A 13,153-nucleotide genomic window follows, 5' to 3' on the forward strand; every position below is an offset into this window, starting at 1 on the left:
ATTTATTCGGATTCTCAGAAAATGCTGTGATTCGACTGGGTGTTACCTAATCGTTATTTAGTATTCGTCGCCGCAATCATCTCGAGAACTGAGTTGACTAGGAATATTGGCTTGTTAAAGGGTGATTTTCACACCAGTACCAGGCACAATGGGCGGTATGGCATCTCAGCAAGGTTCATCCGAGACAATAATTCACCCCACTCTTTCGCAAGTTATCGAGGCGATGGAATCTTTGTGGCCACTCAGTCTGCAAGCTGGATGGGATGCTTCGGGGATCGTTGCTGGGCGCCCGGAGCAGATCATTGAACGCATCCACTGGGCGGTTGATCCGGTCCAAGCTGTTGCGGATGAGGCGGTGGGTTATGATGCGGATTTACTCATCACCCACCATCCGCTATTTCTCAAACCGGTGACCTCTGTGGCCGCCACAACCTTTAAGGGCAAGGTTGTGCACACGCTGGTGGAGAATTCCTGTGCCCTGATTACCGCTCATACCAATGCAGACTCTGCGGTAGGTGGTGTGTCTGATGTCCTAGCCGAGATCCTAGGGTTGGAAAGCATCGTTCCGTTGGCTCCCGCCGATAATGGCCTTGTTGAAGAAGGTATAGGACGCGTTGGAACCCTACAGCATGCGATGCGATTAGAAGACTTCGCAGCTCGGGTCTACAGTGCCATGCCTGCGGTCGCCGGCGGCGTCCGTGTCGCTGGTAATCCTGACGGGATTGTTTCGAAAGTAGCCATTACCGGGGGAGCAGGCGACAGTCTGTTCGACTTCGTACGAGAACACGAAGCCGACGTGTATATCACCGCAGATCTGCGACATCACCCGGCATCTGAGGCACGCGAGCAGGCCATGATGGGCGGCGATCGACCCTATCTTATTGATGTCTCACATTTTGCTTCCGAATGGTTGTGGCTGCCCACTGGGGCAAATGCATTGGAACGGGCCTTGGCCGATGAGGGCTACACCGTGACGACAGCGGTTTCTGCACTTAATACTGATCCGTGGGACTTCATATTGACCTCGGGCGACGATACCAAAACGATTACGAGCGAAACGGAATAACTGATGCCTATTACTGCTACTCCTGAACAGCAGCGTAAACTGCTGGATCTGCAATCACTGGATAGTCAGTTGGTTCGGGTTCGCGCCCAGATTGACAATATTCCGCATGATAAACAACTCCATTCGCTTCGCCAGGGTGGCGCTGCAGCAGTTGAACGTGCCAAGACGGCTCAAGAGCAGGTGGCTGAGCATGAAGCGGCAGCTGAGGAAGCCGAACGTGTGGTGGCAGAAACCACGAAACGGCGGGACGGGATGCAGTCCAGGTTAGACGCGGATCAGGTCGCCAGTCGTGACGTTCAAGCAGTCACCATCGAAATTGCCGAGCTGACTCTGCGTATTGGGCAGCTTGAAGACGCCCAATTGGAAGCGATCCAGGCTTTAGAAGAATCCCAGGCGGCGTTGGAGTTGGTGCAAGCCCAAATTGCTGAAGCGCAGCAAGCAGTCAACGTGCGCATTACGACACTGAATGAACAGGGGCAACAATTATCCTTACAAGGTAAGGAACTCACTGCCGAACGTGAATTACTCGCCAAAGAACTGCCAGCGGACGTCGTTGCTGAATACGAGCAACTGCGCGACCAGAATCAGGGGATCGGTGCTGTTGAGCTCACTGCACAAGGACTATCCGGTGCAGGGCTGCCAATCGCACCGGCTGAACTGGCCGAGATCAAAAACACACCAGCCAATGAACTGGCGTACTGTCCAGACACCGGTGCGATCCTGGTGCGCAGCGAATTAGTTTAACAGCACCCGCAATGATGCTGCTTTTCGATTCGTAGGCGGTACGAGTTCTACCTCGTAAAGGCCGCTGACCGCCTCAGCGACTTGGTCTAACGAGGAGATAGGACTGCGCGCATGTTCTTGCAATAATCGCCGAGCTACATAGCCGCGAGCCTGCTTTGCCCAGTGCGAGACCACCTTGAGCTCACCATTGACCCGCTGGAAGACATCGATCGTGACCGTCTGCAATGGCGGGCTTTTCCAAAACGACCGGTAGGTCGTGGAGCGACAGTCAATAAACGGACCGGTGGCAAGACCAGCCATCTGATCAGTGAGACGCTCCCGCCACCAGGCACCCATTGGCCCAAAGCCGGGAAGTTTTGCGGTTGCAGGAAAACGATAGGCCGGGATCGCATCAGATAGTCGTGTCACACCAAAAAGTGCCGAGAATACCAGTGTCATGTCGTCGTCGACATTTTCTAATGCTGCATAATCCAAGGCATCAAATAACACCCCGGTGTAAACTTGCCAGGCGGGTGCGGTAGGTGCCGATAAAATATGTTGATTTGCTGCGACTTCATGCTTGAGCGACTTACCTACATTGAGTTTTTCATATGCGTTGGGCAGGCTGGAAATCACCTGAAGTTCTTGTAAAACGGTACGCCGTTCTCCGGAAAGTCCCGGGAAGAGCAGGGAATTAAAATCTAAGGGTTTTCCGGTTTCAGGTGGGGTCTTGCCTTCAGAAGGTGGCAACAAAATCAACATGAGCGTCAGTTTAGTATGTCCGATTACGTGCCAGGACCAATCTTAGCTAAAATAAGAGGTTCGGGATGGAGCTGCAGATGATCGCGACTTTAGTCGAGGAAAGTCCGGACACCACAGGGCAGGATGGTGGGTAACACCCACTCGGAGCAATTCGCAGGCCAGTGCCACAGAAAGTAGACCGCCCCAGATGCTGGGGTAAGGGTGAAAGGGTGGAGTAAGAGACCACCAGCGGGCGTGGTGACACGCTCGGCTCGGTAAACCCCATCTGGTGCAAGATCAAGCAGAACACGTTACGAGGCGGCCCGCCCAGTGCTCGGGTTGATCGCTTGAGTCCCGCGGCGACGCGGTGACCAGATAGATGATCATCACCTGAATGAGGGATCGTTCGGGTACAGAATCCGGCTTATAGCACTCCATCCCGTTTTAGCTTCCCCGGTTATGTGAAAGAAAACATTGTCCCAGTCGCAAAAAACTTCAAAATTAGCCAAGCTGCCCCTGCCGATCCTGATGCTGGTGGTCGGCGTTTACTTTGTAGTGACCTACTTTTTTCCTATCCAGCAGGAAGAAGCATATGTCCCACAAGAAGGCACGGCGTTGGAGCAGCTAGAGACGCTGGAGGTGAAGGGTCGGGCACCCAAAACCGGGTATAGCCGAGACGAATTCGGTAACGGCTGGCTGGATCCAGACGGCAATGGTTGTGATGGTCGCAATGACATCTTGCAGCGTGACCTCGACAATACAACGCTGGCCGAAAACGGGTGCACCGTACTAAGTGGTGTGCTGGATGATCCGTTCACCGGAGAGACCATCAATTTCTTGCGCGGGCCCGAAACCTCTACGGACGTTCAGATTGACCACGTCGTAGCTTTGTCGGATTCCTGGCAGAAAGGCGCCCAGGAACTCTCCGAAGATCAGCGCAAGCGCTTTGCCAATGATCCGCTGAACCTTCTGGCGGTGGATGGCCCGGCGAATCAACAAAAGTCTGACGCCGATGCGGCCACCTGGTTGCCATCGAATAAAGCGTTTCGTTGTGAGTACGTGTCCATCCAAACGGCAGTGAAAGCCAAATACGGGTTGTGGGTCACGCAAGCAGAATATGACGCAATTCAAGGTGTGCTCAATGAATGTCCAACGCAACCGGTGTACACCACCGCTGATGAGTTGGACGTGCTTCGCCAATAGCGGCAGATCTGTAGACTGCAACGTTAAACATGTATCCTGTGGCGTGTAAACGCTATGATTGGGAATGTTTTCCATCAGATTGGCATATTCGCCATTCGCAACCTCTGCAGAAAAGGACCACATCGTGGCAGATATCACCGCCAGCACGCAGGAGGCTCTACAACAGTGGAGCGAACGTGAACAGTTGGCAGAGCAAATGGTTCCGCTCATTGGTTCGTTGTACCGCAACAACAACGTCGTGACGTCCATTTACGGTCGAAGCCTCGTGCACGAATCAGTAGTCGACATCCTGAAAGCTCACCGCTTTGCTCGTCAGGTTGATGAAGCAATTCTTCCGGTCGAAGACTCTTTTGCCATCTTGCAGGCGATGTCAGAACTCAACCTGGGCGCTGGCTCGGTTGACCTGGCCCGTATGGTTAATAAATTCCGCGAAAACGGTGGCGACGTCAAAGACTTCGTTCGCAACGAACTGGCCGACATTGTTGAGAAAAACGGTGCAGGTCTTGGAGAACCCACCGACGTCGTCCTATACGGTTTTGGGCGCATTGGCCGTCTGCTAGCTCGTATTCTGCTCGACGGTGCCGGCGGCGGAACGAAATTGCGTCTCCGTGCCATAGTTGTACGTCGCAACTCGGATGATGACATTCACAAGCGTGCTTCGATGCTACGCCGCGACTCCGTGCACGGGGCATTCAACGGCACCATCCAAGTCGATGATGAAGCCAACACCATTACCGCCAATGGCACCAAGATCCAGGTCATCTACGCCTCGAACCCAGCCGAAATCGACTACACCGAATATGGTATCAACGACGCCATCGTTATCGATAACACCGGTGTATGGCGCGATGAAGAAGGTCTGGGTCAGCACCTGCAGGCCAAGGGCACTTCCAAGGTTATTTTGACCGCCCCGGGTAAAGGGAACCTGAAAAACATTGTCTACGGCGTCAACACCGATGACATCACCGCAGAAGACACGATCCTGTCGGCTGCTTCCTGTACCACCAACGCGATTACCCCGGTCCTGAAAGTCATCAACGACGAGTACGGCATTCACCACGGTCACGTTGAAACCGTACACGCCTACACCAACGACCAGAACTTGATCGACAACTTCCACAAGGGCTCCCGCCGTGGTCGTGCAGCTGCCCTGAACATGGTGCTGACCGAAACTGGTGCAGCCACCGCTGTTGCCAAAGCCCTGCCAGAACTGTCCGGCAAGCTGTCGGGCAACGCAATCCGCGTACCAACCCCGAACGTGTCGATGGCCATCTTAAACCTGCAGCTTGAAGGCGAAACTTCCAAGGATGAGATCAACGCTCGCCTGCGTCAAGAATCCTTGACCGGTGACCTGAGCAAACAGATCGACTACATTTACTCCCACGATGCAGTCTCCACCGATTTTGTTGGTTCCGACCGCGCCGGTGTTGTTGATGGGCTTGCCACCATCGTCAACGAAGGCTCCAATGGTGGCTCCAACCTGATTCTCTACGTCTGGTACGACAACGAATTTGGGTACTCAACCCAGGTTGTTCGCGCCGTAGAGAAAATGGCCGGCGAAAACGTTCCAGTTTTCCCAAAGAGCCAGGTAACAGCTTCCGCTAAAGCCTAAACGCTAACCGTATGAAAATGAGGCCGTCCGATGGGCGGCCTCATTTTCTTGGCCGTTCCGGCTCGTACTGCGGTTCTTTCACATAAGCATAAGGAATCTCACCGATCTGACCAGGGTGTCATCACCAGTGGTCTCAAAGACATGATGTTAAAAAACTCGGCCGCCACACAGGCGGCGAATCGTATTGCCCATTCCGTTCCCGAACGACGATACCGACCAGAATTACACGGCGTTCGTGGGCTCGCCATTCTGGGTGTCGTTCTGTTCCACCTCTTCGGGGCGGGACGAGTATCGGGTGGTCTTGATATTTTCCTGACGATCTCGGGATTTTTATTCACCGGGATGCTGCTCCGCGAAGTCGTTGAATATCGGGGCAGAGTAGACTTCGCACGATACTTTGGTCGGCTGTTCCGCAGGATCTTTGTCCCGGCAGCCATTGTTATTATTACGACCGTAGCGGTGGGGTTAGTGGTCTTCCCGACCCCTCAGCACGGGCAGGTCTGGACCGAAGCTCTTGCCTCACTGTTGTACTACGAAAACATTGAGCTCATTCGCTCCCACCTGTCCTATGAAGCAGCAAGCCAGGACGTGTCGCCATTCCAGCACTTCTGGTCCCTTTCGGTACAGGGCCAATTCTACCTCGTCTTGCCGTTTGTCGTCCTGGGCAGCTATTGGTTTGCACAACGGTTCCAAACCTCTGTGGCAAAAGTCATGGCCTGGTTGCTGGCCGCCGTCCTAGTTGTCTCCATGGGGTATGCCGTCTATGTCGGCTCTTATGCCCAAGATGAGGCCTATCTGATGACTCGCACCAGAGTTTGGCAGTTTGCCTTTGGTGGATTGCTGGCCCTCGTCATCGACCGGATTCGACTGACACAGACAACACGATTCGTTATGGGATACATCGGTCTGGCTTCCGTGATCGCCGTGGGGTTCGTTCTGGACGGCGCCCAAATGTTCCCCGGACCATGGGCACTGTGGCCGCTGGCTGGGTTTGCCCTCATTCTGCTGGCTGCTCCCACCAATAGCCAGGAGTCTGCCACCAAGGGTGCTGCCCCAAGTGTGCTGTCCAACCGAGTCTTTGCTTGGATCGGCGATCACGCCTACGGATTATATTTATGGCACTGGCCGCTGCTGGTATTTTACCTGACACTTCGCGACCGTGACGCGGTAGGTATCCGCGGTGCAGCGATCATTTTCGCTATAACAATAGTGTTGAGCATGCTGATGCACACATTCGTGGAAAAACCCCTGGATCGCCTTGGCAAAACACGACGCGGTCCGCGACTGCATTGGATTTCGCTTAGTGCTGGAGCAACCGCAATGGCAGTGGGTGTGCTCATTGCGCTTCCTCAAATCCCAACCGACGGTGATCGTATGACCGGCTCTCTGACACTGGATACTTCCGTGCACCCCGGGGCGCTGAGCATTAGTGACAACTATCCCGTTGGTGAAGCTGAGTTCATTCCCGGACTAGACCAGCTGCATCGCGAATTACCACCCTATAAATTCCAAGACTGCGAACAAGAAGGCGGCCAAGAGCCAGGCACCGACACAATCTCTGTGTGCGAAGATCCCCAGGCCCCAGCCAACCCCACGGCACGGGTTGTGTTGGCGGCTGGGTCACACTCGGGGCACTGGGAGAATACGGTGCGTTCGATCGGCGAACAATACGGCTGGGAAGTTCAGGTTGTCACCAAATCCGGGTGCCCGCTACAAAATAATGACACCCCGGACAGAACGGTGTGCCAGTCCTGGAATGACAACTTCATTGAGTGGTTGCATACCACCGACGTCGACCTCGTGATCAGCTCTGCAACCCGGATTGTGGGTCAACAAAGCAATGAAGTCATCATGGAAGGCGCCGAAGACCGCTGGCATGAAATCCGAGACCTGGGCATCGATCTACTCTTGATACGTGGTACGCCACGCCCAGGAGACGACGGCGGCCGGTGTCTACAAAACGGTGGCGCACCACAAGACTGCGGTGTGATTGCGGGTGACGCTGCCAATCCGAACCCGCTGGAGGCCATGGAATTACCCGATGGCGCCCAGACTATCGATATGAACCCGTATGTTTGTGAAAACCTTGATCAAGGGTCAGATACCTGGTGTGAAGCTGTGGTCGGCAACATTATCGTCTGGTACGACGGGTCCCATTTCACTCCGGAATATGCGTCCTCGATGGCACCGGCCTTTGAACGGGAAATGTACGAGGTATTCCCGCAGTACCTGAACTAGGGGGACAGTATTCATGAAAGTAGCCCTTGGGCGAGTTCATCTCGTCCAAGGGCTGCAGTGTTCTTGCATGATCCAGCGTTAGGCGTCGTCGTCCTCGTCGTGACCGAAAGGATCGGTGTCTTCACCTGGCATCCAGGTGTTGCCGGCGGTGTTCCATCCTTGTTTGCGCAATTCCTTTTTCCACCGTTTTGACCAGCGAGTGTTCAACCGGTTGACATACAGGGTGGCATTGAGGTGATCGAACTCGTGCTGTAAGATCCGAGCGAACCAGCCGTGAGCCTCGAAATCAATCTCGTTGCCGTCGACATCGAAGCCCTGCAGGCGCACATGATCCGAACGCTTTAGCGGATAGCCCAGCCCTGGCACGGAGAGGCAACCTTCGGTCTCGGTCTCTGGATCCGGGTCTTCTTGCGAGACTTTGCCCAGCAACGTGAGCACCGGGTTGATGACTTCCCCCTGCTGTGGGGCATCGCCGGTATGTTCGAAGGCCCAGGTAAAAATCCGCAAGCCAGCACCCACCTGGGGTGCAGCCAGCCCAACCCCACGGGCAGCCTCCTGGGTGACGTGCATATCCGCGACCAGTTGGCGAACGTCGTCATCAATTTCTTCGACTTCTGCGGCACGGTTGTGCAGCACCGGATCGCCATGAATGACGATCGGCAGAATCTTTCCTTCAAACGCCAATTACAGCTCCACGATGTCAAATTCGAGCAGTTCAGAACCCGAAGCCACCGGCTTGCGTGGCTTGCCGTCCTCGGAGGCGTGTGCGGCGGTGTTCTCGCGAGAATCCCGCCAGTTTTCATAGTCCTCGCGCGAGGCCCACTGGGTGTACACAAAGTACTGGGTATTGTCGCCGGTGGGGCGTAACAGGTTGAAACCCTCAAAGCCTGGCGCCGTATCGACCGCATGCTTGCGCGCTGCAAAGCGTGCCTCGAGTTCTTCGCCTTGACCTTCTGGAACGCTCAGCGCGTTAATAACCACAATCGACACGGGTGTCTCCTTTATCAAAACAACGGGTTCACGTCACCTTTCAGGATATCCTCTGACAGGATATGACAGTGCTGAGATGACGCACATACCACGGGTAACAGCAGGGGTTGTTGAACCCGCTAGGAACGATTGCCACAACTGCCGCATTTCCGACCGACATAGCGCTGGCCCCGTGTACCGACATTACCGAATCCTTATGAACCACACCAACGCAGGTTCAGCTGACGCTGGCCGTCCGATAGCTGCTCAGAACCCGCTAGCCCTTCGGACGGTGTCGTTACTGCTGGTCCAGGGACTGGGCGGTATCGGTAAAGAAGCCAAGAACCTGGGCGGTCGCCTCGGCATTCAACTGGGCATCCAATGACGAATTCAGCGAAGCACTCAACAGGCGTTTTGACGCCGTCATCGCATAGGGTTCAAACCTCGACATGTGCTCACCCATGGTTTGGGCTGCCGCCACGACGTCGTCTTCAATGCTTGTCACCAGGCCTATATCCATAGCTTGTTGTGCATTATATTCGCGACAGTTCAGGATCATATCGGTGGCCTTGGGCAGTCCGATGATGCGCGGTAGGAACCAGGAGAGTCCCAGATCGCCACCAGAAATTCCAAGTTTGACGAACGGTGCTGAGAACATAGCTTGTGGGGACGCAATGCGAATATCGCAGGCGGCGGCAAAGGACAGCCCCGCGCCAACCGCATAACCGTTGACCGCAGCAATTGTTGGCTGGCTAACCCGCGCTAAGGTACGGATGAACTCAGTACCATAGCTCAGCGCCTTGGACAGACGATTTGCCGGATTCGTCTCGTTGCTCCAGGGCATTTTGTCCCCGGCATCAAATGGTGTTTTCAAATCCAGCCCGGCGCTAAATGCCTGGCCGGCACCGGTGAGCACAATGACTTTGACCTCTGGGGTATCGGCGAGTTCTTGGATGCCCGCGGCCCACTCGGTCAACACTTTTGCGGTGATGGAGTTCAGGGACTCAGGACGGTTCATCGTGGCGGTGCCGACACCGTTATGCACGGAGAGTTGAATCGACATATACCTTCCTTTTACTCGATCGCGATAGCAAGCGCCTTGGGACACCAGCTGTGAGACACAATACAGGCTGTTGACCCCGGTGATAACGATACACTGACCTGCAATGAGCCATAAATCGGGCGATCATCGCAGGTATTAGTAGTGATGGCAGATGAACAGAATTTTCCACATCGTGATCGTCTCGTCACTCAGAGATGTTCACCTAGGTAGAACCGTGTGTCTTTATCTTCAAGAGTGCGACCTGTGCCCATTCAAGCTGCTTCTAGGGGTTGTAGCTGGCCGCTAACCTAGCGTTGATTTGGTCAAGCCCTTATTTCTGTGAAGTGTTGAAAGTAGAATACAACACATCAGCATAACCATGTTGATGAGTCGAACTTCCCCTATCAAGGAGGAACGATGGGTTTTATTGGATGGATAGTTCTCGGCCTCATTGCAGGCGCGATTGCAAAGGCCATTATGCCGGGTGAACAAGGTGGCGGCTGGTTAGCCACACTGTTGCTTGGTGTTGTTGGTGCCGTAGTCGGTGGCTGGCTGGGGTCGCTCATCTTCGACGTTGGAATCACAGAGTTCTGGTCGATATCCACCTGGCTCCTAGCCATCGGTGGCGCGCTCATTGTCCTATTAATCTGGGGCCTCATCACACGAAAACGGGCCTAGCCCACGACCATCACACCAACAAAAAGATCGGTATAGACGCTATGCGTTCGTACCGATCTTTTTGTTCGTTATGACTTAGAAACTGAGTTTGGTCCAAAGCATTGAACAATCCCCCCACCGTATTTTGGAGTAGACAAAGACAGTTGGGTACGTACCTGGCAGGAGAAAACCCAGTGCTGGATACGGCAGGTCTAGCTGTTGACGGCGTTCTCAGCACCTCTCTACGATAAAAGAACCTACGCGTGAAGGTCACAACGCTGCCACCGCAAAGCTGCCGGCGTAGGTAATACCGGTCCGCAGTACGTCGCTGGCTCTACGTCATCGCCACCAATGTGTGCCTAGACATGAACAAGGCGCCAGTATCTACCCATGATCTTTCATCTGCCGGATAAGTCGCCGACAGCGTTGCCGCGCTCGAGACCTTGCCAGAACTGACGTGGGCCGGTGCGAGTTCAACTGACCGACACAGCTGGCTGCGTTCACACTGGTCAAAGAAATTTGACCCAGACCGATGAGTTTTGGTTTCCCGCCTGGTCTCAGTGAACGTAAGTACCCATACCTACGAAAGGTAAGACCATGACACGTACGATTACCGCCCACCTTTTTCATTCCGTAAACGGGGTCGTTGAAGACCCACATCTCTGGCAATTCGATGCCTTTGGTATAGAAGAGGGGCAAGCCATGGCAGATTCAATCGCTCCGGTCACAGACACGGTGATTGGTCGAAAATTATGGCAAGAATGGTCAGAGTTTTGGCCTGAAAATGCTGACGATCCTTTTGGGCAGTGGGTCAACCCGATGCATAAGCACGTGATCTCCTCGACCCTGCCGACAGACCTACCATGGAATAGCACCCTGGTCACCGGCGACCCTACCGAATACATCCAAAACCTCCGTGAACAAGAAGGCGGGATAATCTCCGTGCTCGGAGGGATTGAAACCATTCGCTCCCTCTTTCTTGCGGGTCTGATTGACGCCCTCACCCTCACAACACATCCGGTGGTTGTAGGCCAGGGCCGCAGACTATTTGATGAGAGCATTCCAATGACCAGATTGGAGTTACTTGAGGCTGTGCGCACGCCGCAGGGCAATATGATGCTCACGTACGCTCGGCGAAACCCACAGTAAGCCGCCCTATGTTCAGCATTCGGCAACCCTCATTCAGTTTGCCCTCGCTCGACGCTTGCGAAATCCTTGGTTTTCGTGTGTGTGAAGAACGTTGGTTGTCTGTTGTTCCCGTAATGTGCACTGGTCCCTGGACTGCTTCGACGACGAGCGGGTCGACGCCGCACAGCACTGTCAACGACTTTACGAAATGATGTCTGCGCCAGTGGGCTCATCTTGCGCGTCGTCGTTGACGGCGGCCGAGCGTTACAGTGTTTGAACGCATTGCCAGAACCACAACAGCGCGTGATCGTCCTGGCGCATCGTGATGGATACACCCAGCGGGAGATTGCGGCACCGTTCGGCACCCCCACTTGGCACAATCAAATCTCGGATCAGGGACGGCCTGACCCGATTGAAGAGAGAAATGCAGGCGACGCGCTGTCTTTAAGCTAGATACTGACTTCTGTCTGGAAAACTCCGAGGGGTAGCCTGATTGTGCGACGGTGCCGACAGGATCGGTATAAGCCTTTGGTCTATGCGCTTACGGTGGCGCTTGTCTTTATTGCTTTGGAGAATCAGCAGGATCGAAGTCGCCCATGGCACGGTCAATGAACTCATCAATCGGGTCGTTTTCAGCAACCAGCAGCGCACGTTCGATCGGCGTCAAAACGATTCCGACGATCAGGAGAATAGGACCGATAAAACGTAGCCCCAACAGTATCGGATCGGGCCAGGTGTTTCCTGAGAGCTGGAAGAATGGCAGCAGCCCCACGAATGCTATCGTCGCGAGCAGTACGAGCCCGAGTGTTAGGTTTAGCCAGAGGGGAAGTCGCCAGGTCAGGAGAATCAGGAGGGCTATGCCGACGATGGCGGTGGGTACGGCGAATGCCGACCACAACAGTTGAGATACCACTGAGGTGTTGTAGGTTACCGGATCGAGCAGACTGAGCACCAACACTCCGGCCATGATGAACGCGATAAAGACAATGGCCATGACGACGAGACAGAATCGTATCGTGCCAGAACCCGGTGGTGCCGAAAAGTCGTGGCCACCCAGCGCTATGAGCGTCCAAACGGTTCCGGCAAGCGGCACCAAGAGCACGAGCACGGGGCCGAGAAATCCCGACTGCCAGCCTGCATCGCCATCTTCTAGGCGAGCGAACAGCGCTAAGAGGACTATCAGTCCCAGGATCGTGGCGAGTTGCCCCAACAGCAGCTTGACGAAGACGCCAATGACCTCGCCTGTTGGCGCACGCCGGTTAGTGCGGGCCAATATTTCTTTTTGGCGGGCAGTTAAATATTGCTGTCGGCCCTGTATATCAAAGAATTTTTCTGGCTTTTGTGCCATGTGGATCCCTCCTCCGTCAAGCTGAACTCCTGTTGACGATGCTACCTCGTGTGGTGAGCCTGCCATCGAGAAAAACTCGAACGGTTCTGGTCGGTGCTGTACTTCCTGGTTGCTGTTGCCAGTTCGTTGATCTGGCGCATCGGGTACCAAGAAAGACGTCTCAATGCCGCAAAGCGAACGCTGACGGTACATGGATGAGGGTAACGATGTGCGGGTCGGGCACGCAACACCGTTCGATGCGCTGGCCTGAGCGGAGGGCTGCAGAAATAAAAGCGAGGTGCAAACCTCGACTAGTTCAACAGTCGAGGTTTGCACCTCGCATATGTGGGGTGAGTAACGGGGCTTGAACCCGCGACCTTCTGGACCACAACCAGACGCTCTACCGACTGAGCTATACCCACCACATCGAGTTTTCACTCGACGATG

The 13,153-nt window shown here is 54.6% G+C and carries 13 protein-coding genes, 1 tRNA gene and 1 other RNA gene; 9 read left to right on the forward strand and 6 right to left on the reverse strand.

What is annotated here, in order from left to right:
- Positions 1–157 precede the first annotated feature (157 nt).
- Both K8V32_RS10545 and K8V32_RS10550 read left to right on the forward strand, forming a co-directional pair.
- Positions 158–1,066 (forward strand): Nif3-like dinuclear metal center hexameric protein, encoded by a 909-nt coding sequence (locus K8V32_RS10545; protein WP_303906955.1) that lies wholly within the window; start codon positions 158–160, stop codon positions 1,064–1,066.
- Positions 1,067–1,069: 3 nt separating this feature from the next.
- Positions 1,070–1,810 carry a zinc ribbon domain-containing protein gene (locus K8V32_RS10550; RefSeq protein WP_303906959.1) on the forward strand — a complete coding sequence of 247 codons (741 nt, stop codon included), beginning with the start codon at positions 1,070–1,072 and terminating at the stop codon, positions 1,808–1,810.
- Here K8V32_RS10550 and K8V32_RS10555 read toward each other — a convergent pair.
- Positions 1,802–2,551 carry a YaaA family protein gene (locus tag K8V32_RS10555; RefSeq protein ID WP_303906962.1) on the reverse strand — a complete coding sequence of 250 codons (750 nt, stop codon included), beginning with the start codon at positions 2,549–2,551 and terminating at the stop codon, positions 1,802–1,804. The genes K8V32_RS10550 and K8V32_RS10555 overlap by 9 nt on opposite strands.
- A 64-nt stretch (positions 2,552–2,615) precedes the next feature.
- On the opposite strand from K8V32_RS10555, the gene rnpB reads away from it, so the two are divergent.
- From rnpB to K8V32_RS10575, 4 genes are all read left to right on the forward strand, one after another.
- Positions 2,616–2,973, forward strand: an RNA gene (gene rnpB / locus K8V32_RS10560) — RNase P RNA component class A.
- A gap of 31 nt (positions 2,974–3,004) precedes the next feature.
- Positions 3,005–3,733, forward strand: a complete 729-nt coding sequence (locus K8V32_RS10565; protein WP_303906965.1) for an HNH endonuclease family protein — start codon at positions 3,005–3,007, stop codon at positions 3,731–3,733.
- A 124-nt stretch (positions 3,734–3,857) separates the two neighbouring features.
- On the forward strand, positions 3,858–5,345 hold the full coding sequence (locus K8V32_RS10570; protein ID WP_303906968.1) for a glyceraldehyde-3-phosphate dehydrogenase: 1,488 nt from the start codon (positions 3,858–3,860) through the stop codon (positions 5,343–5,345).
- 141 nt (positions 5,346–5,486) lie between these two features.
- Positions 5,487–7,583, forward strand: a complete 2,097-nt coding sequence (locus K8V32_RS10575; protein WP_303906971.1) for an acyltransferase family protein — start codon at positions 5,487–5,489, stop codon at positions 7,581–7,583.
- A 78-nt stretch (positions 7,584–7,661) separates the two neighbouring features.
- Here K8V32_RS10575 and def read toward each other — a convergent pair whose 3' ends face one another.
- From def to K8V32_RS10590, 3 genes are all read right to left on the reverse strand, one after another.
- Positions 7,662–8,267 carry a peptide deformylase gene (gene def, locus K8V32_RS10580; protein ID WP_303906974.1) on the reverse strand — a complete coding sequence of 202 codons (606 nt, stop codon included), beginning with the start codon at positions 8,265–8,267 and terminating at the stop codon, positions 7,662–7,664.
- Positions 8,268–8,573, reverse strand: a complete 306-nt coding sequence (locus K8V32_RS10585; protein ID WP_303906977.1) for an antibiotic biosynthesis monooxygenase family protein — start codon at positions 8,571–8,573, stop codon at positions 8,268–8,270.
- A 277-nt stretch (positions 8,574–8,850) separates the two neighbouring features.
- Entirely contained in the window at positions 8,851–9,615 is a 765-nt protein-coding gene (locus tag K8V32_RS10590) for an enoyl-CoA hydratase/isomerase family protein (RefSeq protein ID WP_303906980.1), read from the reverse strand.
- Between the two features lie 396 nt (positions 9,616–10,011).
- On the opposite strand from K8V32_RS10590, the gene K8V32_RS10595 reads away from it, so the two are divergent.
- The 3 genes from K8V32_RS10595 (at position 10,012) to K8V32_RS14650 (ending at position 11,832) form a co-directional block, all read left to right on the forward strand.
- The gene (locus tag K8V32_RS10595) at positions 10,012–10,272 is read left to right on the forward strand and encodes a GlsB/YeaQ/YmgE family stress response membrane protein (protein ID WP_303906983.1); all 261 of its coding nucleotides are present in this window, start codon (positions 10,012–10,014) and stop codon (positions 10,270–10,272) included.
- A gap of 576 nt (positions 10,273–10,848) precedes the next feature.
- Positions 10,849–11,400: a dihydrofolate reductase family protein gene (locus K8V32_RS10600; RefSeq protein WP_303906986.1), complete on the forward strand. Its 552-nt coding sequence runs from the start codon at positions 10,849–10,851 to the stop codon at positions 11,398–11,400.
- A gap of 282 nt (positions 11,401–11,682) precedes the next feature.
- A complete protein-coding gene (locus K8V32_RS14650; protein WP_369681063.1) occupies positions 11,683–11,832 on the forward strand; it encodes a hypothetical protein in 150 nt (49 codons plus the stop codon).
- Positions 11,833–11,938: 106 nt separating this feature from the next.
- On the opposite strand, the gene K8V32_RS10605 is transcribed toward K8V32_RS14650, so the two are convergent.
- Positions 11,939–12,727, reverse strand: a complete 789-nt coding sequence (locus K8V32_RS10605) for a hypothetical protein (protein WP_303906988.1) — start codon at positions 12,725–12,727, stop codon at positions 11,939–11,941.
- 325 nt (positions 12,728–13,052) lie between these two features.
- Positions 13,053–13,128, reverse strand: a tRNA-His gene (locus K8V32_RS10610).
- Positions 13,129–13,153: the final 25 nt, after the last annotated feature.

The organism is Enteractinococcus helveticum (genome assembly GCF_020742345.1).
GTDB classification, from domain to species: domain Bacteria; phylum Actinomycetota; class Actinomycetes; order Actinomycetales; family Micrococcaceae; genus Yaniella; species Yaniella helvetica_A.